This is a genomic window from Streptomyces sp. DSM 110735 (assembly GCF_016482685.1).
GTDB lineage: Bacteria > Actinomycetota > Actinomycetes > Streptomycetales > Streptomycetaceae > Streptomyces.
The window spans coordinates 191136-212590 of record NZ_JACYHF010000009.1 but is presented as its reverse complement, the minus strand read 5'-3'; the positions used below and the strand labels follow the sequence as shown (position 1 = coordinate 212590).

The following is a 21455-nucleotide window of genomic DNA, read 5'->3' as shown; positions in this document are numbered from 1 at the left end:
GCTGGGGCGTGCGGGCGGTGACCGCGCTGTCCGTGACGGTGCTCGCGACCGCCGGGATCGGCCACGCGCTCGTCACCGGGCTCGACTCGGGCATCGCGCGGGTGGACGCCTTCAAGGACATGAAGAACCGGCCCGCCGCGGGCCACGGCATGAACGTCCTGCTGGTCGGCACCGACGGCCGCGACAAGATCACCGAGCAGGAGCGGAAGGCGTACCGGCTCGGCGGGGCGCCCTGTCACTGCACCGACACGATCATGATCGTGCACATCTCGCAGGACCGGGACCGGGCGAGCGTGGTGAGCCTGCCGCGCGACTCCTACGCCGAGGTGCCCGCGCACGTCGACCAGAGCACGGGCGAGCCGCACCACGCGCACCCGCTCAAGCTGAACGCCGCCTACGCCGAGGGCGGTCCCCAGCTCACCGTGCGCACGGTCGAGGCGATGACCCATGTGAAGATCGACCACTATCTGGAGGTCGACTTCGCGAGCTTCATGCGGACCGTGGACGTGCTCGGCGGGGTCACCGTCTGCACGCCGACCACGCTGAAGGACTCGTACACCGGGCTCGACCTCGCACCCGGCAACCACAACCTCACCGGCGGGCAGGCGCTGCAGTACGTGCGCGCCCGGCACGTGGACGGGGCGAGCGACCTGGGGCGGATGCAGCGGCAGCAGCGGTTCATGGCCGCGCTGATCGAGCGGGCGACGTCCTCGGGGGTGCTGCTCAACCCGATGCGGTTCCGGAACGTGACGCGGGCGGTGCTCGGCTCCGTGCGGGCGGACGCCGGGTTCGGCACCAACGAGCTGCTGGACCTCGGGCGGGCGATGCGGAACTTCTCCCCCTCGTCCTCCGAGTTCACCACCGTGCCGATCGGGCAGATGGGCTTCGTCGTCAACGGCATCGGCTCGACCCTGAAGTGGGACAAGGCCAAGGCGGACCGGCTCTTCGCCGCCCTGCGCGACGACAAACCGCTCGCCCCGGTCCGCGCGAAGCACGCCCCCGCCGCGACCACCGTCGAGGTCGCGCCCTCCTCGATCCGGGTCCGGGTGGAGAACGGCACCGGCACGGCAGGGCTCGGCAGAAAGGTGGACGCCGCCCTCGCCTCCACCGGCTTCGCCACCACCCGCCAGCCCGTCACCGGTCACCCGGTCCCCCGCACGGTCATCTCCTACGACCCCCGCTGGGACCGCTCCGCCCGCTCCCTCGCCGTCGCCCTCCCCGGCAGCGAACTCCGCCCCGCCCCCGGCCAGGGCGCGGTACTCCGCGTGACAGCGGGTCCCGACTTCAAGGACGTCCACAAGGTCAAGGGCCCGGACACGGCGCAGCCGGACTCCCCGGTGGTGCACGGGGACGAGGTGGTGTGCTCGGGCAAGGCGTGAGGGCTCCGCCGGTTTACCGGGGAGGGACCGTCAGTCCTCGATGCCGTCGGCCGCCCGCTGCTCCCGCAGCTCGCGGATGGCGCGACGGCGGGCCAGGCGGTGGCTGCGGCGGATCTGCGCCTCCTGGTGGCGGCGGCGGTCGCGTTCGGTCTCCGGGAGGACCGGGGGGACCGAACGCGGCTTGCCGTCGGCGTCCACGGCGGTGAAGACCAGGTAGGCGGAACCGACCTGGGTGGGCGGCGCCGACTCGTTCCAGCGCTCGGCGAGGACACGGACGCCGATCTCCATGGAGGTCCGGCCGGTCCAGTTGACCTGTGCCTTCACATGGACCAGGTCACCCACGCGCACCGGCTCCAGGAAGGCCATCTCGTCCATGGACGCGGTGACGGCGGGACCCCCGGAGTGCCGGCCGGCCACCGCGCCCGCGGCGTCGTCGACCAGTTTCATGATCACCCCGCCGTGCACCGTCCCCAGAAGGTTGGTGTCGTTGTGGGTCATGATGTGGCTGAGGGTGGTGCGAGAAGCCGAGGTGGGCTTGCCCGGGATCTCCGGAAGCTCGGTCGGCGGGGCCTGCTCTGTCATGTCCCCACCTTAAGCGGAAGCGGCATTAGCGATATTTGTGTCGCCTTCGCAACAGCCCCGCTCCGATTTTCCGACAACCCTTGTAAGCCACCTGCCCGCACCCTGCACACTTGGGCCCATGAATGACTGGCCCGAGGGATGGTCCGACGACGAACGCGGACCCCGCTACGGACGCGGCAGCGCCGGCGCACAGCCGGAAGGCGCCCGCGCGATGCGTCAGGTGGGGCGCGGCCCGGTACCCCCGGGCCAGCGCTCGTACGGCTCCCAAGGCCCCTCCGCGCCGCCCTACGGCGCCGGGGTGCCGCAGCAGCCGTCGTACGTCGACGGCCGGGGGACCGCCGGGTACGACAGCGGTTACAACACGGGCCAGGTCTACGGCGGCGGCGGTCCCGGCGGACCTGCCGCGCCCGGCACCCGCGCTCCGCGCCCCGCCCCGAACTGGGGGCGCCGGATCAAGCTGACGACGATCACCGTGCTGAGTGTGCTCATCGTCACCTCGGTCGCCACCTACTTCTGGGCCGACTCCAAGCTGCACCGGGACGTCGACCTGTCCAAGGTGATCGACCGCCCCGCCGAGGGCGAGGGCACCAACTATCTGATCGTCGGCTCCGACAGCCGCAAGGGCATGTCGGACGAGGAGAAGAAGAAGCTGCACACCGGCTCCGCCGAGGGCCAGCGCACCGACTCGATGATGATCCTGCACGTCGGCTCGAACGGCGACACGCTCATATCCCTGCCGCGCGACTCGAACGTCACCATCCCGAGCTTCAAGGGCTCGGAGTCCGGCAAGCTCTACCCCGCCTCCGGCGCCACCAAGCTGAACGCGGCGTACGCCAAGGACGGCCCCACGCTCCTGGTCCGCACGGTCGAGTACAACACCGGTCTGCACATCGACCACTACGTGGAGATCGGCTTCGCGGGCTTCGCCAGCATCGTGGACGCCGTCGGCGGTGTGGACATGAAGCTCGACCAGGGCTTCAAGGACAAGTACTCCGGCGCCGACTTCAAGGCGGGCGAGCAGACCCTCAACGGCGAGCAGGCCCTCGCCTTCGTCCGCACCCGGCACGCCTTCGCCGCCTCCGACCTCCAGCGCACCAAGAACCAGCAGAAGTTCCTCTCCGCGCTGTCCCACCAGGTGGCCACCCCGTCCACCGTGCTGAACCCCTTCAAGCTCTACCCGACCATGAGCGCGGGTCTGGACTCCCTCACGGTCGACAAGGACATGAGCCTGTGGGACCTCGCCTCCATGTTCTGGGCCATGAAGGGAGTCAGCGGCGGCGACGGCACCTCCATGAACATGCCCGTCTCCGGCTCGGTCGGCGGCAACCTCGTCTGGGACAAGGCGAAGGTCCAGACCCTGGTGAACGAGCTGAAGAACGACGAGAAGGTGACGGTGTCGGGCAACTGAGGCGCTGACACAGGAAAGGTGCCTCCCCGCGCGATGGGGAGGCACCTTTCGCGTATCCGGAGGCGTGTCAGCACGCGCACAGACAGAACGGATGCCCCGCCGGGTCCGCGTAGACCCGCCAGGTGCGCCCGTTCTGCGTGTCCAGGGGCTTCGCGCCCAGCGACAGGGCGTGCTTCTCGGACTCGTCGAGGTCCGCCACCGTCAGGTCGAGGTGGAACTGCTGCCCCCCGTCCGGGGCGGGCCAGGACGGGGGGACGTGACCGGGGGCTCGCTGGAAGGCGAGGGTCGGACCGGACGGGGTCTTCAGGTCGATCCAGGTGTCGTCGCCCTCCGGAGTGCCGCCCAGGAGACCGGCGTAGAAGGCGGCCAGGGCATGCGGGTCGGGGCAGTCCAGGACGATCGCGCCCAGGGTGGCGAGGGGCATGGCTTCCTCCTCGAAAGTGGTTACCTGTAGAGACGGGTAACCGGTAACGGTTACCTCATGCTGCCGCAGTGGGGGTAACGTCGCAAGCATGAGTGACAGATCGGCCGCCCCCGGGACGCTGGTCCTGGTGGAGTCCCTGGTCAACAGCCTGGACATCGAGAGCGGCCACGACCTGCTCGACACCGAGGAGGGGCGGGCGAACCTCGGGATCGGACCGGAGGACGTGGCGGACGCCCGTACGCTGCGCGAGTCCCTGCGCGCCGCCCTGCTCGCGCACGCCGGGCACCGGCCGCACCGCGCGGTGACTCCGCTGGGCGCCCTGCTCGCCCACGCCCCGCTGCACCTCGCCGTCGACGACACCGACGGCTCCGCCCGCCTCGCCCCCGCCAACCCCGCCCCGCTGCTCTCCCGCGTCGCCGCCGCCGTCGCCGAGGCGCTGGTCGCGGGCACCTGGCAGCGGCTCAAGGCGTGCGAGGCGCCCGACTGCCACTGGGCGTACTACGACCGCAGCCCCGCAGGACGCGGCCGCTGGTGCTCGATGCAGGTGTGCGGTGCCCGCGCGAAGATGCGGCGCTACCGGGCCAAGGACGCCAAGGACACCGAGCCCGCCAAGGGTCCCGGAGACGCCGACGGCGCCACCCCGCACACCAAGGGCAGGTAAGGGCCCGGGGGTTGCGCGGCCACGCTCGCGCCCCGTGGTGCACAATGCGCACAGACGCCGGTTCGGCCGACTGAGCCTCGGCCGAACCGGCGTCCCCGGCGCAGCCGAACCGGCGTACCCCCGAAGGGCGTTACGCGGTCGGGCGACCCATCGCCCGGTACGTCCACCCGGCCCGCCGCCACAGCTCGGCGTCGAGCGCGTTGCGCCCGTCGAGCACCACCCGCTCCGCCGCGACCCCGGCAAGTTCCGCCGGGTCCAGCTCGCGGAACTCCCGCCACTCCGTCAGATGCAGCACGACGTCCGCGCCGCGCACCGCCTCCAGCGCCGAGTCCGCGTAGCCGAGGGTCGGGAAGACCTTGCGGGCGTTGTCCATGCCCTTCGGGTCGTACACGGTGACCTGGCCGCCCTGGAGGTGTATCTGCCCGGCGACGTTCAGCGCGGGCGAGTCGCGGACGTCGTCCGAGTCGGGCTTGAAGGCGGCGCCGAGCACCGCGACCCGCTTGCCGAGGAACGAGCCGCCCCCGACCGCCTCCCGCGCCATCTCGACCATCTGACCGCGGCGCCGCATGTTGATGGAGTCGATCTCGCGCAGGAAGGTCAGCGCCTGGTCCGCGCCCAGCTCACCGGCGCGCGCCATGAAGGCGCGGATGTCCTTCGGCAGACATCCGCCGCCGAAACCGATCCCGGCGCGCAGGAACTTGCTGCCGATCCGCTCGTCGTGGCCGATGGCCTCCGCGAGCTTCGCCACGTCGCCGTCGGCCGCCTCGCAGACCTCCGCCATGGCGTTGATGAAGGAGATCTTGGTGGCCAGGAAGGAGTTCGCCGCCGTCTTCACCAGCTCGGCGGTCGGGAAGTCGGTCACCACGAACGGGGTGCCCTCGCCGATCGGGGTGGCGTACACCTCGCGCAGCAGCTTCTCCGCGCGCTCGCCGCGCACACCGATCACGATCCGGTCGGGGTGCAGGGTGTCCTTGACGGCGAAGCCCTCGCGCAGGAACTCCGGGTTCCAGGCCAGCTCGGCGTCCGCGCCCACGGGCGCGTGCTCGGCGAGGTAGGCGGCGAGGCGGCCCGCCGAGCCGACCGGCACGGTGGACTTGCCGACGACCAGCGCCGGGCGCTTCAGGTGCGGGGCGAGCGAGGCGATGGCGGCGTCGACGTACGACATGTCGCAGGCGTACTCGCCGTGCTTCTGCGGGGTGTTCACGCAGACGAAGTGCACGTCGCCGAACTCCGCGACCTCCGCGAAGTCGGTCGTGAACCGCAGCCGCCCGGTGGAGCCCTCGATGCCCGCGACATGGCGGCGCAGCAGTTCGTCCAGCCCCGGCTCGTACATCGGGGTCTCGCCGCGCTCCAGCAGGGCGATCTTCTCCGGCACCACGTCCAGGCCCAGCACCTCGAAGCCGAGTTCGGCCATGGCCGCGGCGTGCGTGGCGCCGAGATAGCCGGTGCCGATCACGGTGATCTTCAGGCTCATTGATGCTCCAGCCAGGGGGTACGTCGACGGTGCGGAGCCCGAGCATAGTCGGGCGCCGCGCGGGGCAGTTCTCCCGCTGTCGCCAAGCTCACGTATGCGGGCTCCGGGCAGCCCTCTAAACTTCAGTTACTTAACGGTAATTAGCGTCAGTACCACAGCGTCCTTGGAGCGTGAGAGACCGTGGCCGGATCGGCTGACTTCGACCTGTACCGCCCGTCCGAGGAGCACGACATGCTCCGAGACGCCGTCCGCTCGCTGGTCGAGGCGAAGATCGCGCCGTACGCCGCCGCCGTGGACGAGGAGGCCCGCTTCCCGCAGGAGGCGCTGGACGCCCTCGTGGCCGGCGACCTGCACGCCGTGCACGTCCCGGAGGAGTACGGCGGCTCGGGCGCCGACGCGCTCGCCACGGTGATCGTGATCGAGGAGGTGGCCCGCGCCTGCGTCTCCTCCTCCCTGATCCCCGCCGTGAACAAGCTCGGCTCGCTGCCGGTGATCCTCTCCGGCTCCGAGGAGCTGAAGAAGAAGTACCTGGGCCCGCTCGCCAAGGGCGACGCGATGTTCTCGTACTGCCTCTCCGAGCCGGACGCCGGTTCGGACGCGGCGGGCATGAAGACCAAGGCGGTCCGCGACGGCGACTTCTGGGTGCTCAACGGCGTGAAGCGCTGGATCACCAACGCGGGCGTCTCCGAGTACTACACGGTGATGGCGGTCACCGACCCGACGAAGCGCTCGAAGGGCATCTCCGCCTTCGTGGTCGAGAAGTCGGACGACGGTGTCTCCTTCGGCGCCCCGGAGAAGAAGCTCGGCATCAAGGGCTCCCCGACCCGCGAGGTCTACTTCGACAACGTCCGCATCCCCGCCGACCGCATGATCGGCGAGGAGGGCACCGGCTTCGCGACCGCCATGAAGACCCTGGACCACACCCGCATCACCATCGCCGCCCAGGCGCTCGGTGTCGCCCAGGGCGCCCTCGACTACGCCAAGGGCTACGTCCAGGAGCGCAAGCAGTTCGGCAAGCCGATCGCGGACTTCCAGGGCATCCAGTTCATGCTCGCCGACATGGCCATGAAGATCGCCGCCGCCCGCGCCCTGACCTACCAGGCCGCTGCCGCCTCCGAGCGCGGCGACAAGGACCTCACCTTCCAGGGCGCCGCCGCCAAGTGCTTCGCCTCGGACGTCGCCATGGAGGTCACCACCGACGCCGTCCAGCTCCTCGGCGGCTACGGCTACACCCGCGACTACCCGGTCGAGCGCATGATGCGCGACGCCAAGATCACCCAGATCTACGAGGGCACGAACCAGGTCCAGCGGATCGTGATGGCGCGGAACCTGCCGTAACACCGGTCTCCTGAGCCAAAGACCTCACGGCCCCCGGCACCTTGCCGGGGGCCGTTGCCGTGCCATGGCTTCTGCTCACGAGCCGTGTGCCTCGTTCTGATGTCGCCTCAGTCTCACGTTGCAATCCGAGACGGCGCTGTAGTCGCCTGTCGATCGTGCGTTCTTGCGAGCGACCGAAAGAGAAAGACAGTCCGGGCAGCCCGGACGGGGAGACGGTTCGGGAGGAAACTCCGTCCATGACGTGGTGTCGATCGCGGGACCGGACGTTCTCTCTTGACTCTCCATGGCGCTCATCTTCGGAGGGCCGCGTCCGAGCCTCTAGCGTGTTTCCTGTTCCCGCAAGAAGTCGTCCCGGATGTCTCCGAGCAGGTTCCGCATGTCGTCACCGGCCAGCGCCACCCGCTCGAACCCGTCGAATTTCCGCACGTAAACGGCGACGTCTCTGGGGTCCGTGACGAGCACTTCCGCGTGCACCGTTTCGACCGTGACCATACGGTCGTCGCGGATCGCGAACGAATGGTTGGCCATATCGTTCTGCTGAATGTTCAGAGGAACCACGCGAATATCGACGTGAGCAAGTCGCGAAACCGACACGATTCGGTCCAACTGTGCGGCCATTACGGATGGCGCGACAATTCTCCACCGCAGCACGGGCTCAGTGATGATGAACCGCAGAGATTTCGAGCTGTCGTAGAGGACTGCTTGGCGGTCCAGCCTGCCGCTGATCGTGCGGGCCAGGGTGTCGTCGCTCAGGTCGTGGCGTCGCAGCACAGCCCGGATGTACTCGGGGATCTGAAGCAGACCAGGGACCAACGCCGGCTGGAACATCCGCAGCATCGACATCTGCGCTTCGAGTGCCTTGACGTCCTGCTGGCCCTTGTGAACTCCCACCCGCTTGAGCAGCCGCCACTCGGTGGTCTCCGTACCGGCGGTGCGGGCGGCTTCGGTGTATTCGGCCCTGATCTCGTCGCTCACACCGATGGCGAGAAGGATGCGTTCCACGTCCGCCGCGCTGGGTGCCAGCTTCGCGTTCTCGATCTTGGAGAGCTTCGACGGGGACATGAGGGCGCCGCGGGCGACTGCTTTGGCCTCCATGCCGGATGCCTGTCGCAGCGCCCGCAGCGCAGCCCCCAACTGTGCCCTGTTCACGTTCCGTGCTTGGCCCACCATGGGGGGAACGGCTCCGCGTGGGCGAGTGCCAGGTCGCGGTACTGCTTGAATCGCTCCGCCTGCTCCCCCGGCAGAACTTCCGAGCCCAGGTACTTACCGTCTCCGTCGTAGCTCATCACGGCCACCGATTCGGAGTCGAAGAACCAGAAGTCCGGGACGCCCTCCAAGGGATTGGGCTTCTCCGTGACATCGAGAATGAAGAACTCCTCCCCGCCGGTCATGTTCTTCCGGTAGCCCCAGCCGAGTTCGAACCGCAGGTAGTCCGTCAGCGGGCGGGACAGAATGTGCACCCGGTAGACCCGCTTGCCATTTCCGGTGTACGAGCGAAGCCTTTCGACCCACCCCGCGTTGTAGTCGTCAGGCTGGGGTTCTCCGGCCAGAAACGCGTGATACGCGTCAACACTCCCGGACTTGCTGTAGTCGTCCAGGGTTTCGAGCCGGAACGCCTCATGCTCGAAGGCGTCGAAAAGGTCGCCGACTGACCAGCTTGGTGACCTTCATGATCCGGGTTCCCCTCTCCCATGGCCGCTGCCGCGCGTGATCGATGGTCCCGAGCCCGGAGCGCAGGGGTCAAGCGATCACGGTTGACGGAACGGGAAACCACCCGTCCTAGCCTTCCTCCGCCGCCTCGATCACCCCCTCCAGCGCCTCCCGCGACCGCCGCAAGTCCCCGATCAGCCGGTCGATCCGGTCGCGTTCGGCGGTGAGGGCTTCGAGGAGGCGGGGGGTGGCGGTCGCGGAGGGGCCGCCGTCCTGGTCGCGCATGCAGGGGAGGAGGTCGCGGATTCCGGGGCTGTGCAGGCCCGCGGCGTACAGCTCCTGGATGCGGACGACGCGGTCCACGGCGGTCGGCGGGTAGTCGCGGTGGCCGCCGGGGGTGCGGTCGGCGGAGAGCAGACCCTGGGTCTCGTAGTAGCGCAGGGACCGCTCGCTCACTCCGGTCAGCCGGGCCAGTTCACCGATCCGCATGTCCGCCTCCCCAGGGCTTGAATCTGACACCGGTGTCAGCTTCTACGGTACGGCCATGACGGACTTCCTGGCCCCGGCCCGGCTCGGCCGGCTCGCGCTCCCCCACCATCTCGTGATGGCTCCGCTGACCCGCAACCGCGCGGAGCCCGACGGCACGCCGACCCCGCTCATGGCGGAGTACTACGCACAGCGCGCCTCCGCCGGTCTGATCATCGGTGAGGCGGCGACACCCAACGCGGTCGGGCAGACGTACCCGGACATCGCCGCCCTCCACACCGACCGGCACACCGAGGGCTGGCGGAAGGTGACCGAGGGCGTCGAAAAAGCAGGTGGGCGGATGTTCCTCCAGCTCCAGCACGGCGGGCGAGTCAGCCATCCGCTGACCACCGGGCTGACCCCGGTGGCGCCCTCCGCCGTCCCGCTGCCCGAGACGGTCTTCACGCGGGAGGGACACCTGCCCGCTCCCGTGCCCCGGGCGATGACCAGGGACGACATCCGGGACACCGTGGCGGACTTCGCCGCCGCCGCGCGCAGGGCGGTCGACGCCGGGTTCGAGGGGGTGGAGGTGCACGCCGCCAACGGGCATCTGCCGCACCAGTTCCTCGCCGGGAACACCAACCTCCGCACGGACGCGTACGGCGGCACCGTCGAGCGGCGGACGCGGTTCGCCATGGAGGTGACCGAAGCCGTCGCCGGGGCGATCGGAGCCGAGCGGACGGGGGTGCGGATCTCCCCCGGCGGCACGGTCAACGGCATACGGGAGGACGACAGCGACGCCCTCTACCCCGCGCTCGTGCACCGGCTGCGCGGGCTGGACCTCGCCTATCTGCACCTCGTGCGCGCCGAACCCGGCAGCGCGCTGTACCGGCGACTGCGCGCCGACTGGCCAGGCGTCCTGATCGGCAACCCGGTGCTGACCGACCTCACCACCGAGGGAGTCTCCCGGGGCGCCCGGGAGATGCTGGCCGCCGGAGCCGACCTGGTCGCGCTCGGGCGGCCGTTCCTCGCCAACCCGGACCTCGTCGAGCGGCTGCGGCGGAACGCGCCGCTGAACCCGCTGCGCGAGCGGTATCTGATGTACGTGGGCGGGGCCGACGGCTACACCGACTACCCCGCCCTCGTCGGCTAGGCGCTAGCCGTCCAGGGACTCGATCGTCGCCGTGGACGCCGGGCGCGTGGCGCGCAGGTCGCGGGAGACGTCCTCGGCGGCACCCAGGACGCGGACCGCGTTCTGCCAGGTGAGCTTGGCGAGGTCGGGCTTGGACCAGCCCCGGTCGAGGAGTTCGGCGATGAGGTTGGGGTAGCCGGAGACGTCGTTGAGACCGTCGGGCGTGAACGGGGTGCCGTCGTAGTCGCCGCCGATGCCGAGGTGGTCGATGCCCGCGACCTCGCGCATGTGGTCGAGGTGGTCGGCGACCGTGGAGACGGTGGCGATGGGGCGCGGGTGGCTCTCCTCGAAGGCGCGGTGGACCTTCATGCCCTCCTCGGTGGTGTCGAGGTGGTGGAAACCGTGGGCGCGCATGTTCTCGTCGGCGGCGACCGTCCAGTCGACGGCGGCCTGGAGGACGAACTTCGGTACGAAGGTCACCATGGCCATGCCGCCGTTGGCGGGGAGGCGTTCCAGCACGTCGTCCGGGATGTTGCGCGGGTGGTCGCACACCGCGCGCGCGGACGAGTGGGAGAAGATCACCGGCGCCGAGGAGGCGTCCAGCGCGTCCCGCATCGTCGTCGCCGCGACGTGGGAGAGGTCGACGAGCATGCCGAGCCGGTTCATCTCGCGGACGACCTCGCGGCCGAAGGCGGTCAGACCGCCCGCCTTCGGCTCGTCGGTCGCGGAGTCCGCCCAGTCCACGTTGTCGTTGTGGGTGAGCGTCATGTACCGCACACCGAGCGCGTACAGACCCCGCAGGGTGCCGAGCGAGTTGGCGATGGAGTGGCCGCCCTCGGCGCCCATCAGGGAGGCGATACGGCCCGAGGCGCGCGCCGCCTCCATGTCGGCGGCGGTCAGCGCGGGCGCCAGCGCGTCCGGGTACCGCTCGATCAGCCGCGTCACGCAGTCGATCTGCTCCAGCGTCGCGGGCACCGCGTCGGGCAGGTCCGAGCGCACGTAGACCGACCAGTACTGCGCGCCGACCCCACCCTCGCGCAGGCGGGGCAGGTCGGTGTGCAGATGGGCGTTCTGGTGACCGGCGATGTCGCGCGCGGTCAGGTCGTAGGCGACCTGCTCACGCAGCGCCCACGGCAGGTCGTTGTGGCCGTCGACCACGGGGAACTCGCGCAGCAGCGAGCGGGCTTCGTCCAGGGAGGTCATGCGCGTCTACTTTCCGAATCCGAAGCCGCCCGAACCCTCGACCTTGGAGCGCAGGCGCTTGCCCTTCTCGGTGGCCTGGTCGTTGAGGTCCTGCTGGAAGTCGCGCATGCGCTGGAGGAGGTCCTCGTCGTACGCGGCGAGCATCCGGGCGGCGAGGAGACCGGCGTTGCGGGCACCGGCGACGGAGACGGTGGCGACCGGGACACCGGCGGGCATCTGGACGATCGACAGCAGGGAGTCCATGCCGTCCAGGTACTTCAGCGGGACCGGCACGCCGATCACGGGCAGCGGGGTCACGGAGGCCAGCATGCCGGGCAGGTGGGCGGCGCCGCCCGCGCCCGCGATGATCGCCTTGAGCCCGCGCTCGGCTGCCTGCTCGCCGTAGGCGATCATCTCGCGCGGCATCCGGTGCGCGGAGACGACATCGACCTCGTAGGGGATCTCGAACTCGTCCAGTGCCTGGGCGGCGGCTTCCATGACGGGCCAGTCGGAGTCCGACCCCATGACGATGCCAACGAGGGGGCTCATTCGGTGATCGTGCCCTTCAGATAGCCGGCTGCGTGACGGGCGCGTTCCAGTACGTCGTCCAGGTCGTCGCCGTAGGTGTTGACGTGACCCACCTTGCGGCCGGGTTTCACGTCCTTGCCATACATGTGGATCTTGAGCTGGGGGTCGCGCGCCATGCAGTGGAGGTACGCGGAGTACATGTCCGGGTAGTCACCGCCGAGGACGTTCACCATGACCGTCCAGGGGGCGCGCGGGCGCGGGTCGCCGAGCGGGAGGTCGAGGACCGCGCGGACGTGGTTGGCGAACTGCGAGGTGATCGCGCCGTCCATGGACCAGTGGCCCGAGTTGTGCGGGCGCATGGCCAGCTCGTTGACGAGGACACGGCCGTCGCGGGTCTCGAACAGCTCGACCGCGAGGTGTCCTACGACGTCCAGTTCCTTGGCGATGTTCAGCGCCATCTGCTCGGCGCGCAGCGCGAGACCCTCGTCCAGACCGGGCGCGGGCGCGATCACGGTGTCGCAGACACCGGCGACCTGGCGGGACTCCACGACCGGGTAGGCGACGGCCTGGCCGTGCGGGGAGCGCACGACGTTGGCGGCCAGCTCGCGGACGTAGTCGACCTTCTCCTCGGCGAGGACCGGCACGCCCGCGCGGAAGGGCTCGGCAGCCTCCTCGACGGAGTCCACGACCCACACGCCCTTGCCGTCGTAGCCGCCGCGCACGGTCTTGAGGACGACGGGGAAGCCCTCGCCCTCCGCCGCGAACGCCGCCACGTCGGCGGGGTCGCGCACGATGCGGTGGCGCGGACACGGCACGCCGATCTCCGTGAGCTTCGCGCGCATCACGCCCTTGTCCTGGGCGTGCACGAGCGCGTCGGGACCCGGGCGCACGGGGATGCCGTCCGCCTCCAGGGCCCGTAGGTGCTCGGTCGGCACGTGCTCGTGATCGAAGGTGATCACGTCACAGCCGCGCGCGAACTCACGCAGCGTGTCGAGGTCGCGGTAGTCGCCGATGACGACATCGCTGACGACCTGCGCCGCGGAATCCTGGGGAGTGTCACTGAGGAGCTTGAACCTGATGCCCAACGGGATGCCCGCCTCGTGCGTCATACGCGCGAGCTGCCCCCCGCCGACCATGCCGACTACCGGGAACGTCACCCCCCTAGCGTATCGGCCGCTCGGACCGGCCCGGTTCGCGCGCGTCCCCGCGCCCCCGTGCGCGTTCTCTTACCCGCCCCTTGCCCCGCTCTTGCCGACCCGTTTCCCGGCTGTGGCCCGGTGCGCGGGCATCGTGAAGGGCTCGTGGATAGCATGGCGGGGCCTACGGAAGCTACGGACGGGAGCTGCACAGCCATGGAACACCGTTCCTCAAGGCTGAACCGGCTCGCGCGCGAGCTGGCCAAGTTCGGTGCCGTCGGCGGCGCCGGTGTCCTGGTCAATCTGGGCGTGTTCAACCTGGTCCGGCACGTCTCCGACCTGCCGGTGGTGCGCGCCAGCATCATCGCGACCATCGTCGCGATCATCTTCAACTACGTGGGCTTCCGCTACTGGACGTACCGGGACCGCGACAAGGGCGGCCGCACCCGGGAGCTGATGCTGTTCCTGGTGTTCAGCGCGATCGGACTGGTCATCGAGAACGGCGTGCTGTATCTCGCCACCTACGGGTTCGGCTGGGACACGCCGCTGCAGAGCAACGTCTTCAAGTTCCTCGGCATCGCCGTGGCGACGCTCTTCCGCTTCTGGTCGTACCGCACCTGGGTCTTCCGGGCGCTGCCCGCCGGAAGCGGGTCGGTCGTCAAGGGCTCGGGCGGTCCCCGCCCGGACGAGAAGGAGCGGGTGCGCTAGCCCGCTCCCGGCTCCTCGCCCCTTGCCCCTTGCCCCTTGCCTCAGCGGACCGTCGGCTGCCCCTCGCCGTCCGCCTTGGGCGGCGGCGCCGTACGGGACAGGAACAGCCCGAAGACCGCGGGCTGGGTCTGGAGAAGCTCCAGACGACCGCCGTCCGCCTCCGCGAGGTCGCGGGCGACGGCGAGCCCGATCCCGGTGGAGTTGCGGCCGCTGATGGTCCGCTCGAAGATCCGCGCGCCGAGGTCGGCGGGGATGCCGGTGCCCTCGTCGGTGACCTCGATGACGGCCTGGTTGCCGATGACCCGGGTGCGCAGGGCGACGGTGCCGCCGCCGTGCATCAGCGAGTTCTCGATCAGCGCGGCGAGCACCTGGGCGACCGCGCCGGGGGTGCCGACCGCCTTCAGGTGCCGCTTGCCGGAGCTGACGATGGCGCGGCCCACGTTGCGGTAGGCGGGGCGCCACTCGGCGAGCTGCTGCTGGATGACCTCGTCGAGGTCGAAGGAGACGGCGGAGCCGGTCCGGGGATCGCGCGAGTTGGTCAGCAGCCGCTCCACCACGTCCGTCAGCCGCTCCACCTGCGTCAGCGCGATGGTCGCCTCCTCCTTCACCGTGTCCGGGTCGTCGGTGAGGGTGATCTCCTCAAGCCGCATGGACAGCGCGGTCAGCGGCGTGCGGAGCTGGTGGGAGGCGTCGGCGGCCAGGCGCCGTTCGGCGGTGAGCATCCGGCCGATGCGCTCGGCGGAGGAGTCGAGCACGTCCGCGACCCGGTCCAGCTCGGGGACGCCGTAGCGCTTGTGCCGGGGGCGGGGGTCGCCGGAGCCGAGGCGCTCGGCGGTCTCGGCGAGGTCGGTGAGCGGGGAGGCGAGCCGGTTCGCCTGGCGTACGGCGAGCAGCACGGCGGCGATCACGGCGAGCAGCGCGACCAGCCCGATGATCAGCAGGGTGCGGCCGACCTCACGGGTCACGGCGGAGCGGGGCTCCTGCACGGTGACCGTCTCGCCCTCCTCGCCGTGCTGCGTGGAGTGGATGACGTCACCCTCGGGCCGGGTGCCGATCTCGATGGGGGTCCGACCGGGGACGCGGATGACGGCGTACTGGTCCTTGCTGACCGGGTTGCGCAGCGCCTCGGCGTCGACGTGCTCGGAGGCGAGGATGCGGCTGTCCACGATGCTGGCCAGCCGGACCGCCTCGGACTCGACGCGTTCCTGGGCACTGTTGCTGATCGTCCGGGTCTCGACGATCACCAGGGACACCCCGAAGACCGCGATCACCACCAGCACGACGGCAAGCGTGGACTGAATGAGACGACGGCGCACGGGTCCCTCCGGGAAGACTGAGAGCCCTAGTGTCCCCCGGCCCAGGGCAGCGCCCTAAAGGGGCGCGGGGAACTGCGCGACCAGCCACGACGCGCAGTCGGCCGCCAACGATCTCGCAGCCCCCGCCCGGTAGGCGAACCTCAGCTCTTCTCGAACCGGAAGCCGACTCCCCGCACCGTGGCGATGTACCGCGGGTTCGCCGCGTCGTCACCGAGCTTCTTCCGCAGCCACGAGATGTGCATGTCCAGCGTCTTGGTGGAGGACCACCACGTCGTGTCCCACACCTCCCGCATGAGCTGATCGCGTGTGACGACCCGCCCCGCGTCCCGCACCAGCACCCGCAGCAGATCAAACTCCTTCGCCGTGAGCTGGAGTTCCTCCTCCCCCATCCACGCCCGGTGCGACTCGACGTCGATCCGCACGCCGTGCGTGGCCGGCGGCTGCTGCGGCTCGGTGGCGCCGCGCCGGAGCAGCGCCCGGACGCGGGCGAGCAGCTCGGCGAGCCGGAACGGCTTGGTGACGTAGTCGTCGGCGCCCGCGTCGAGACCGACGACGGTGTCCACCTCGTCGGCGCGCGCGGTCAGGATGAGGATCGGCACGGTGTGGCCGTCGGCACGCAGGCGGCGGGCGACCTCCAGGCCGTCCATGCCGGGCAGGCCCAGGTCCAGCACGACCAGGTCGACACCGCCCTGCATTCCGGCGTCGAGCGCGGTGGGGCCGTCCTCGCGGACCTCGACCTCGTAACCTTCCCGGCGCAGGGCGCGGGCCAGCGGCTCCGAGATGGACGCGTCGTCCTCGGCGAGCAGTACACGGGTCATGAGGTGATGGTAGACCGCCCGCGCGTGGAGTCGGGGTGTGGTCCGCTTCCGTGCTCTTACCTTTGTCCCCCGCTGGTACAAACCATTGCTCGTGACGTGGGATCGTGGAAGAGCCTTGGAAACCCCTGATGCGGTTCCCCTGATTCCTGTGATCCGCGTCTCAAGTCCTTCCATATCCGGCAGTGTCCTGCCGTATGGTGATCTGAACGCCTGTAGCACACACCGGGGACCTCTTGGCGGGCACATGTCGCCAAGGGTCTCTTCTTTGATGTGCGGGCTGACGATGGTCAGCCCTGAAAGGAATGACCTCTGGCCGGGCTCCGGACGCAGTGACGCGTACGGGGCGTGGATCTCGGTGGTCGCCGTCCACCGCCCTCTCGGGAGGCGGGGCCCCCTGGGCGTGGGGGTGGACGACCGACCCGCCGGTGCCGGCCGCACCCCCACCGGGCGCGCCGCGCTCCAACGCGCGTCCCGACCAGCAAGGAACGACCATGGCGTCCAGCCTGACGAAGGACTCGGTCCGCCCGGACATCGGGGCCGAGAAGACCTTCTTCGGCCACCCCCGCGGACTGGCCACCCTCTTCATGACCGAGATGTGGGAGCGTTTCTCCTACTACGGCATGAGGGCCCTGCTCCCGCTGTACCTGGTCGCCCCCAGCGGCCTGCACATGAACGCGGGCACGGCGACCGCGATCTACTCCGTGTACGTGTCGCTCGTCTACCTGCTCGCCCTTCCCGGCGGCTGGGTCGCGGACCGTCTGCTCGGTCCTCGCCGGACGGTGGCCGTTTCCGGTCTGATCATCATGCTCGGCCATCTGTGCCTGGCGCTGCCGGTCTCCGCGAGCTTCTTCGTGGGCCTGGGTCTGGTCGCGATCGGTTCGGGTCTGCTGAAGGCCAACATCTCCACCATGGTCGGCCACCTGTACAAGGGTCCGGACGACGCGCGCCGTGACGGTGGCTTCACGCTCTTCTACATCGGCATCAACCTCGGCGCCTTCATCGCGCCGCTGGTCATCGGTACCGTCGGTGAGAACGTCAACTGGCACTTCGGCTTCGCCCTTGCCGCGCTCGGCATGGCGCTGGGTCTGGGTCAGTACCTGCTGGGCGGGCGTCACCTGAGCGAGCAGAGCAACGTCGTCCCGACGCCGCTCACCGCCGAGGAGAAGCGGTCCACGCTGCGCAAGGGTCTGATCTGGCTCGTCATCGCCGCGGTGTTCTACGGCGTCGTCGGCGGCACGGGTCACTTCACCCTGAACTGGGCGCTGATCCCGCTGACGATCATCGGTCTGGTCATCCCGATCATGGTGATCGCCCGGATCCGCCGGGACAAGGACCTGGACGACTCCGAGCGTTCGAAGGTGTCGGCGTACATCTGGTTCTTCGTCGCCGCGGCCGTGTTCTGGATGATCTACGACCAGGGTGGTTCGACCCTGTCGATCTTCGCCGACGCCTCGGCCAAGAACACGATCGCGGGCTGGAACTTCCCGGTCTCCTGGTACCAGTCGGTCAACCCGGTCATGATCATGGCGCTGGCCCCCGTGTTCGCCTGGCTGTGGCTGTGGCTGAACCGGCGCGGCAAGGAGCCGAGCACCATGGTGAAGTTCGCCTCCGGTCTCGTGCTGGTCGGTGCGTCCTTCTTCCTCTTCCTGGCCCCGCTGTCCATCGCCGAGGGCGGTCACAAGGCGGCCGCGCTGTGGCTGGTCGCGATCTACTTCGTGCAGACCGTCGGTGAGCTGACGCTGTCCCCGGTGGGTCTGTCCGTCACCACCAAGATGGCGCCCAAGAAGTACGCCTCCCAGATGATGGGCGTCTGGTTCCTCGCGGTCACCGCGGGCGACTCGATCACCGCCCTGCTGTCCAACCCGGCGATCGGCGGCGTCAACCTCGACCGCATGGGCTTCGTCGGCCTGGAGGCCGTCCTCGCGGTCGTCGCCGGCCTCGCGGTCTGGATGTACCGCAAGAAGGTCAAGGCGATGATGGGCTCGGTCAACTAGCCCTTCCCCCGCCTGAAAGGGGCCCCGCATCCTTGGGATGCGGGGCCCCTTTCGTACCCGGGCGCGTTCCCCACGTGAGTTCGCCCCGACGGCCTGGTCCCGCCCGGACGCACCACCGGGCGGTACGCCGCCTGCCCTGAAGGGGGGCCCGCGGGACACTCCGACGCGGCTGCGGGGGACGACACCGGAGGAAGCCGCGCCTTCCGCCCTGGGGGCCACAAGCGGCTGAGTGCACGGTTCAGCGGGGGCGCGCCGCGAGACGTCCGGCATCCCTCACGTGGGACGCGTGCGGTCGGGCTCCGCTTCGGGGCAGGACGGGCCGCGCGACCCGGGCGGCGGCACTCCGCCGGGGAGCCCTCAACCGGCAGTCCCGATGACGAGCGGCGCCCTCCCGGCGGGATCGTCCGCGGGCGAGACGCATCGCGAGACACCGACGTCCCTTTGCACAGGTCACCTGGCACCTCGTTCCGCTACCAGGACCGGGAGACCCGCGCGGCCGGCGACAGCACCCGGCGCCCCTGCACGGGCACGGAGCGCCGCCGCCGGGGTCCGACCCGCGCAGCGGCACTTCGCACAGGGAAGCCCTCGGCCGACAGCTCAGGCAACAAGCAACGCCCTCCCAGCCGGGGCAGCCACAGAGAGGACGTATCGCGCGACACCCGACGCCCCTCCGCGCGGGGCACAGGGCGCCGCAGTCCACCCACCGGAGCCCGATCCGCACGGCGGCACTCCGCAAGGGAGTCCTCGGTCGGCAGACCCGGCAACGGGCGACGCCCTCCCGGCGGGGTCGTCCGCGGGGAGGGCGTGTCGCACGGCGCAGGTGCAGCGGGGCGGTGTCGAAGCGCCGCAGGTGTCAGGCTGGGGCGCCCAGTTCCGCCCAGACTGTTTTGCCGGGGTTGTCGGGGCTGCGGACGACGCCCCAGTCGAGGCAGAGGCGCTGGACGATGAACATGCCGTGGCCGCCGGGGCGGCCGGCGCGGTGCGGGGTGCGGGGGGCGGGCTGGCCGGTGCTGCGGTCGGAGACCTCGAGGCGGATCACCTTGCGGTCGCAGGTGAGGTACAGCTCGTCGGGTCCCCCGGCGTGCAGGCAGGCGTTGGTGACCAGCTCGGAGACGACGAGGAGGACGTCCTCCGCGGCGGCGCGCTGCTCGGCGCCCGCGGCGGGCAGCCAGCCCCAGGCGTACAGCGCCTGGCGGGTGAAGTCCCGGGCAAGCGGCACCACCCCGCTCTCGCCGTCCAGGCTCAGTCTGCGGACCTGCCGCCCCTGCGCCTCCCGGACGCCCTCGACGGGCGCGGGCGGCGCTGCGGCCCCCGCGGACGCGCCGTCGGACGGCGCACTCCCTTCGGGCACCCCGGAAGCGCCGCTCGGCTCCGGGCCGCGGTCGCCCGGCGAGTAGGGCCGGGTGGTGCTCATCAGCGCTTCACCTCACCGATTCACCAGTTCACGATTCAAAAGTCCGACTCCGTTCGGATCGCGGGCGGTCCGTCCGCCGCCCGCACGGCGCCCAAGAGCGCCCACTCCGCCGCTCTCGCCCGTACGCCTCCACCCCTACGTCGCGTCCAGGCCGTCCGCCGGTTCCCGGAAGGGTGCGGCCGGCGGCCGACAGATTCAGAATGTTCTCCTGCCCGACCGAGGCGCCGGAACACCCGCGTGTTGCGCGTGACCGGTGCGCCGGACGGGCGCGGGCGCGAAAGGGGCGCGGCGTCAGCCGTCCTCGCCGGCCAGGGCGGCGTCCAGGGAGTCATGGACGGTGAACACCGCCTCCGCCCCTGTGATCTCGAATACGCGCGCGACGACCGGCAGCATCCCGGCCAGATGGACCCCACCGCCCGCGGCGTCGGCCTTGAGCCGCGCGCCGAGCAGAACGTTGAGGCCCGTGGAGTCGCAGAACTCCAGTCGCGAGCAGTCCACGACAAGGCGCGAGAAGCCCTTCGCCAGGAGGTCGTCGAGCGGCTCGCGCAGTAGATCGGCGGTGTGGTGATCGAGTTCACCCGCCGGTGTCACTACGGCGCTGGAGCCCTCTTCCCGCACCTCCACCAGAAGCCGGCCCGACTGTGCGCTGCCGACCGTCCCGTGGTCCATGCCGTCTCTCTCCCGAGGTCGTGGCTGCTGATGCCCTCGAACACTACGCCTTCCCCACGCACTCCGACACCTGAACAACCCCGCAAAAACGGGCATATCGCCAGATAAGGAACTTGCCACCGGCTCCATGAAGCGGGTAGGGCTAGTAGGGACACATACGCCCGCACGCCGGCTTCGGAGGCGCCGCACACCGCAGTGCACGTATTTCGGCTTCGGCAGCCTTATGCCGAGAACGATGGAGGACACCCATGTCACCCCGGCTCGACGCATCGCATACCCCGATCGCGACGTCGACACCCCCACCGGACCAACTGGATCATGCCATCGATCCTCTCGACCCCCTGGCGGGGCTCCCCGAGATCCCGCCCTACGACGAGGTCGGCCCGGTGGACGCGCGGGCCCTTTCCAAGACCCTCTTCGAGCGCCTGGAGGCGCTGGAGGAAGGCACGTACGAACACGCCTACGTCCGCAACACCCTCGTCGAACTGAACCTGGCGCTCGTCCGGTTCGCCGCGTCCCGCTTCCGCTCGCGCAGCGAGCCGATGGAGGACATCGTCCAGGTCGGCACGATCGGCCTGATCAAGGCGATCGACCGCTTCGAGATGGCACGCGGCGTGGAGTTCCCGAGCTTCGCGATGCCGACCATCATCGGCGAGATCAAGCGCTTCTTCCGTGACACCTCGTGGTCCGTGCGCGTACCGCGCCGACTGCAGGAGCTGCGCCTGGACCTGGCCAAGGCCGGGGACGAGCTGGCCCAGCGCCTGGACCGCGCCCCCACCGTCGCGGAACTGGCCGAGAAGCTCGGCATCTCCAACGAGGAGGTGGTCGAGGGCATGGCCGCCTCGAACGCCTACACCGCCGCCTCGCTGGACGCCCAGCCGGAGGAGGACGACTCCGAGGGCGCGCTCGCGGACCGCATCGGCTACGAGGACCACGGACTCGAAGGCATCGAGTACGTCGAGTCGTTGAAGCCGCTGATCGCCGAACTCGCGCCCCGTGACCGGCAGATCCTGTCGCTGCGCTTCGTGGCGGGCATGACCCAGTCGGAGATCGGCGAGGAGCTGGGCATCTCCCAGATGCACGTCTCCCGGCTGCTCTCGCGCACGCTGGTGCGGCTGCGCCGGGGGCTGACCGTGGAGGAGTGAGGCGGCACCTCACCCTCGGCTCACGAGGCGGT

The 21455-nt window shown here is 70.2% G+C and carries 20 protein-coding genes and 1 pseudogene; 8 read left to right on the top strand and 13 right to left on the bottom strand.

Features of this window, described 5'->3' with window-relative positions; all coding sequences use genetic code 11:
* Positions 1–8: 8 nt before the first annotated feature.
* Positions 9–1379 (top strand): LCP family protein, encoded by a 1371-nt coding sequence (locus tag IF655_RS17025; protein WP_199585682.1) that lies wholly within the window; start codon positions 9–11, stop codon positions 1377–1379.
* Between the two features lie 30 nt (positions 1380–1409).
* Here the strand turns inward: IF655_RS17025 and IF655_RS17020 are convergent, their stop codons facing one another.
* A complete protein-coding gene (locus IF655_RS17020) occupies positions 1410–1961 on the bottom strand; it encodes an acyl-CoA thioesterase (protein WP_199585650.1) in 552 nt (183 codons plus the stop codon).
* A gap of 118 nt (positions 1962–2079) precedes the next feature.
* Here IF655_RS17020 and IF655_RS17015 point away from each other — a divergent pair, with 118 nt between their 5' ends.
* On the top strand, positions 2080–3369 hold the full coding sequence (locus IF655_RS17015; RefSeq protein ID WP_199585649.1) for an LCP family protein: 1290 nt from the start codon (positions 2080–2082) through the stop codon (positions 3367–3369).
* Positions 3370–3436: 67 nt separating this feature from the next.
* Here IF655_RS17015 and IF655_RS17010 read toward each other — a convergent pair whose 3' ends face one another.
* Entirely contained in the window at positions 3437–3793 is a 357-nt protein-coding gene (locus tag IF655_RS17010) for a VOC family protein (RefSeq protein ID WP_199585648.1), read from the bottom strand.
* 88 nt (positions 3794–3881) lie between these two features.
* On the opposite strand from IF655_RS17010, the gene IF655_RS17005 reads away from it, so the two are divergent.
* Positions 3882–4454, top strand: coding sequence for a CGNR zinc finger domain-containing protein (locus IF655_RS17005; protein WP_199585647.1), 573 nt, complete (start codon positions 3882–3884; stop codon positions 4452–4454).
* Positions 4455–4584: 130 nt separating this feature from the next.
* Here the strand turns inward: IF655_RS17005 and IF655_RS17000 are convergent, their stop codons facing one another.
* A complete protein-coding gene (locus tag IF655_RS17000) occupies positions 4585–5928 on the bottom strand; it encodes a UDP-glucose/GDP-mannose dehydrogenase family protein (RefSeq protein WP_199585646.1) in 1344 nt (447 codons plus the stop codon).
* Between the two features lie 180 nt (positions 5929–6108).
* On the opposite strand from IF655_RS17000, the gene IF655_RS16995 reads away from it, so the two are divergent.
* Positions 6109–7266, top strand: coding sequence for an acyl-CoA dehydrogenase (locus IF655_RS16995; RefSeq protein ID WP_199585645.1), 1158 nt, complete (start codon positions 6109–6111; stop codon positions 7264–7266).
* A gap of 318 nt (positions 7267–7584) precedes the next feature.
* On the opposite strand, the gene IF655_RS16990 is transcribed toward IF655_RS16995, so the two are convergent.
* The 3 genes and pseudogenes from IF655_RS16990 to IF655_RS16980 all read right to left on the bottom strand — a co-directional run bounded on the left by IF655_RS16990 (position 7585) and on the right by IF655_RS16980 (position 9405).
* Positions 7585–8415, bottom strand: a complete 831-nt coding sequence (locus tag IF655_RS16990; RefSeq protein ID WP_199585644.1) for a helix-turn-helix transcriptional regulator — start codon at positions 8413–8415, stop codon at positions 7585–7587.
* Positions 8412–8924, bottom strand: a pseudogene (locus IF655_RS16985) (DUF6879 family protein); the annotation flags it as partial. The gene IF655_RS16990 and the pseudogene IF655_RS16985, both read right to left, overlap by 4 nt.
* Before the next feature lie 121 nt (positions 8925–9045).
* Entirely contained in the window at positions 9046–9405 is a 360-nt protein-coding gene (locus IF655_RS16980; protein WP_199585643.1) for a MerR family transcriptional regulator, read from the bottom strand.
* Between the two features lie 55 nt (positions 9406–9460).
* On the opposite strand from IF655_RS16980, the gene IF655_RS16975 reads away from it, so the two are divergent.
* Positions 9461–10534 (top strand): alkene reductase, encoded by a 1074-nt coding sequence (locus tag IF655_RS16975; RefSeq protein ID WP_199585642.1) that lies wholly within the window; start codon positions 9461–9463, stop codon positions 10532–10534.
* A gap of 3 nt (positions 10535–10537) precedes the next feature.
* Here the strand turns inward: IF655_RS16975 and IF655_RS16970 are convergent, their stop codons facing one another.
* From IF655_RS16970 to IF655_RS16960, 3 genes are read right to left on the bottom strand one after another with little or no spacing between them, the layout of a single operon-like run.
* Positions 10538–11716, bottom strand: a complete 1179-nt coding sequence (locus IF655_RS16970; protein ID WP_199585641.1) for a dipeptidase — start codon at positions 11714–11716, stop codon at positions 10538–10540.
* Positions 11717–11722: 6 nt separating this feature from the next.
* Entirely contained in the window at positions 11723–12244 is a 522-nt protein-coding gene (purE, locus tag IF655_RS16965; RefSeq protein ID WP_199585640.1) for a 5-(carboxyamino)imidazole ribonucleotide mutase, read from the bottom strand.
* Positions 12241–13380: a 5-(carboxyamino)imidazole ribonucleotide synthase gene (locus IF655_RS16960; RefSeq protein WP_199585639.1), complete on the bottom strand. Its 1140-nt coding sequence runs from the start codon at positions 13378–13380 to the stop codon at positions 12241–12243. The genes purE and IF655_RS16960 overlap by 4 nt, the downstream gene beginning before the upstream one ends.
* Positions 13381–13575: 195 nt before the next feature.
* Between IF655_RS16960 and IF655_RS16955 the strand changes: the two genes are divergently transcribed.
* Entirely contained in the window at positions 13576–14067 is a 492-nt protein-coding gene (locus IF655_RS16955; RefSeq protein WP_199585638.1) for a GtrA family protein, read from the top strand.
* A gap of 41 nt (positions 14068–14108) precedes the next feature.
* On the opposite strand, the gene IF655_RS16950 is transcribed toward IF655_RS16955, so the two are convergent.
* Together IF655_RS16950 and IF655_RS16945 are read right to left on the bottom strand one after the other, a co-directional pair.
* The gene (locus IF655_RS16950; protein WP_199585637.1) at positions 14109–15383 is read right to left on the bottom strand and encodes an ATP-binding protein; all 1275 of its coding nucleotides are present in this window, start codon (positions 15381–15383) and stop codon (positions 14109–14111) included.
* 140 nt (positions 15384–15523) lie between these two features.
* The gene (locus IF655_RS16945) at positions 15524–16201 is read right to left on the bottom strand and encodes a response regulator transcription factor (protein ID WP_018548088.1); all 678 of its coding nucleotides are present in this window, start codon (positions 16199–16201) and stop codon (positions 15524–15526) included.
* Between the two features lie 491 nt (positions 16202–16692).
* On the opposite strand from IF655_RS16945, the gene IF655_RS16940 reads away from it, so the two are divergent.
* A complete protein-coding gene (locus tag IF655_RS16940; RefSeq protein WP_199585636.1) occupies positions 16693–18195 on the top strand; it encodes an oligopeptide:H+ symporter in 1503 nt (500 codons plus the stop codon).
* An 853-nt stretch (positions 18196–19048) separates the two neighbouring features.
* On the opposite strand, the gene IF655_RS16935 is transcribed toward IF655_RS16940, so the two are convergent.
* The gene (locus IF655_RS16935; RefSeq protein ID WP_199585635.1) at positions 19049–19609 is read right to left on the bottom strand and encodes an ATP-binding protein; all 561 of its coding nucleotides are present in this window, start codon (positions 19607–19609) and stop codon (positions 19049–19051) included.
* Positions 19610–19900: 291 nt separating this feature from the next.
* Complete coding sequence (locus IF655_RS16930; protein WP_018548091.1) at positions 19901–20278, bottom strand: STAS domain-containing protein; 378 nt, start codon at positions 20276–20278, stop codon at positions 19901–19903.
* Positions 20279–20526: 248 nt separating this feature from the next.
* Between IF655_RS16930 and IF655_RS16925 the strand changes: the two genes are divergently transcribed.
* Complete coding sequence (locus tag IF655_RS16925; RefSeq protein WP_199585634.1) at positions 20527–21423, top strand: RNA polymerase sigma factor SigF; 897 nt, start codon at positions 20527–20529, stop codon at positions 21421–21423.
* Positions 21424–21455 lie beyond the last annotated feature (32 nt).

What these genes read in the sequence shown, in the direction of transcription:
- IF655_RS17020 (WP_199585650.1), bottom strand. Translation starts at nt 1,961, where the DNA reads ATGACAGAGCAGGCCCCGCCGACCGAGCTTCCGGAGATCCCGGGCAAG.
- IF655_RS17015 (WP_199585649.1), top strand. Translation starts at nt 2,080, where the DNA reads ATGAATGACTGGCCCGAGGGATGGTCCGACGACGAACGCGGACCCCGC.
- IF655_RS17010 (WP_199585648.1), bottom strand. Translation starts at nt 3,793, where the DNA reads ATGCCCCTCGCCACCCTGGGCGCGATCGTCCTGGACTGCCCCGACCCG.
- IF655_RS17005 (WP_199585647.1), top strand. Translation starts at nt 3,882, where the DNA reads ATGAGTGACAGATCGGCCGCCCCCGGGACGCTGGTCCTGGTGGAGTCC.
- IF655_RS17000 (WP_199585646.1), bottom strand. Translation starts at nt 5,928, where the DNA reads ATGAGCCTGAAGATCACCGTGATCGGCACCGGCTATCTCGGCGCCACG.
- IF655_RS16980 (WP_199585643.1), bottom strand. Translation starts at nt 9,405, where the DNA reads ATGCGGATCGGTGAACTGGCCCGGCTGACCGGAGTGAGCGAGCGGTCC.
- IF655_RS16975 (WP_199585642.1), top strand. Translation starts at nt 9,461, where the DNA reads ATGACGGACTTCCTGGCCCCGGCCCGGCTCGGCCGGCTCGCGCTCCCC.
- IF655_RS16970 (WP_199585641.1), bottom strand. Translation starts at nt 11,716, where the DNA reads ATGACCTCCCTGGACGAAGCCCGCTCGCTGCTGCGCGAGTTCCCCGTG.
- purE (WP_199585640.1), bottom strand. Translation starts at nt 12,244, where the DNA reads ATGAGCCCCCTCGTTGGCATCGTCATGGGGTCGGACTCCGACTGGCCC.
- IF655_RS16955 (WP_199585638.1), top strand. Translation starts at nt 13,576, where the DNA reads ATGGAACACCGTTCCTCAAGGCTGAACCGGCTCGCGCGCGAGCTGGCC.
- IF655_RS16945 (WP_018548088.1), bottom strand. Translation starts at nt 16,201, where the DNA reads ATGACCCGTGTACTGCTCGCCGAGGACGACGCGTCCATCTCGGAGCCG.
- IF655_RS16940 (WP_199585636.1), top strand. Translation starts at nt 16,693, where the DNA reads ATGGCGTCCAGCCTGACGAAGGACTCGGTCCGCCCGGACATCGGGGCC.
- IF655_RS16935 (WP_199585635.1), bottom strand. Translation starts at nt 19,609, where the DNA reads ATGAGCACCACCCGGCCCTACTCGCCGGGCGACCGCGGCCCGGAGCCG.
- IF655_RS16930 (WP_018548091.1), bottom strand. Translation starts at nt 20,278, where the DNA reads ATGGACCACGGGACGGTCGGCAGCGCACAGTCGGGCCGGCTTCTGGTG.
- IF655_RS16925 (WP_199585634.1), top strand. Translation starts at nt 20,527, where the DNA reads ATGTCACCCCGGCTCGACGCATCGCATACCCCGATCGCGACGTCGACA.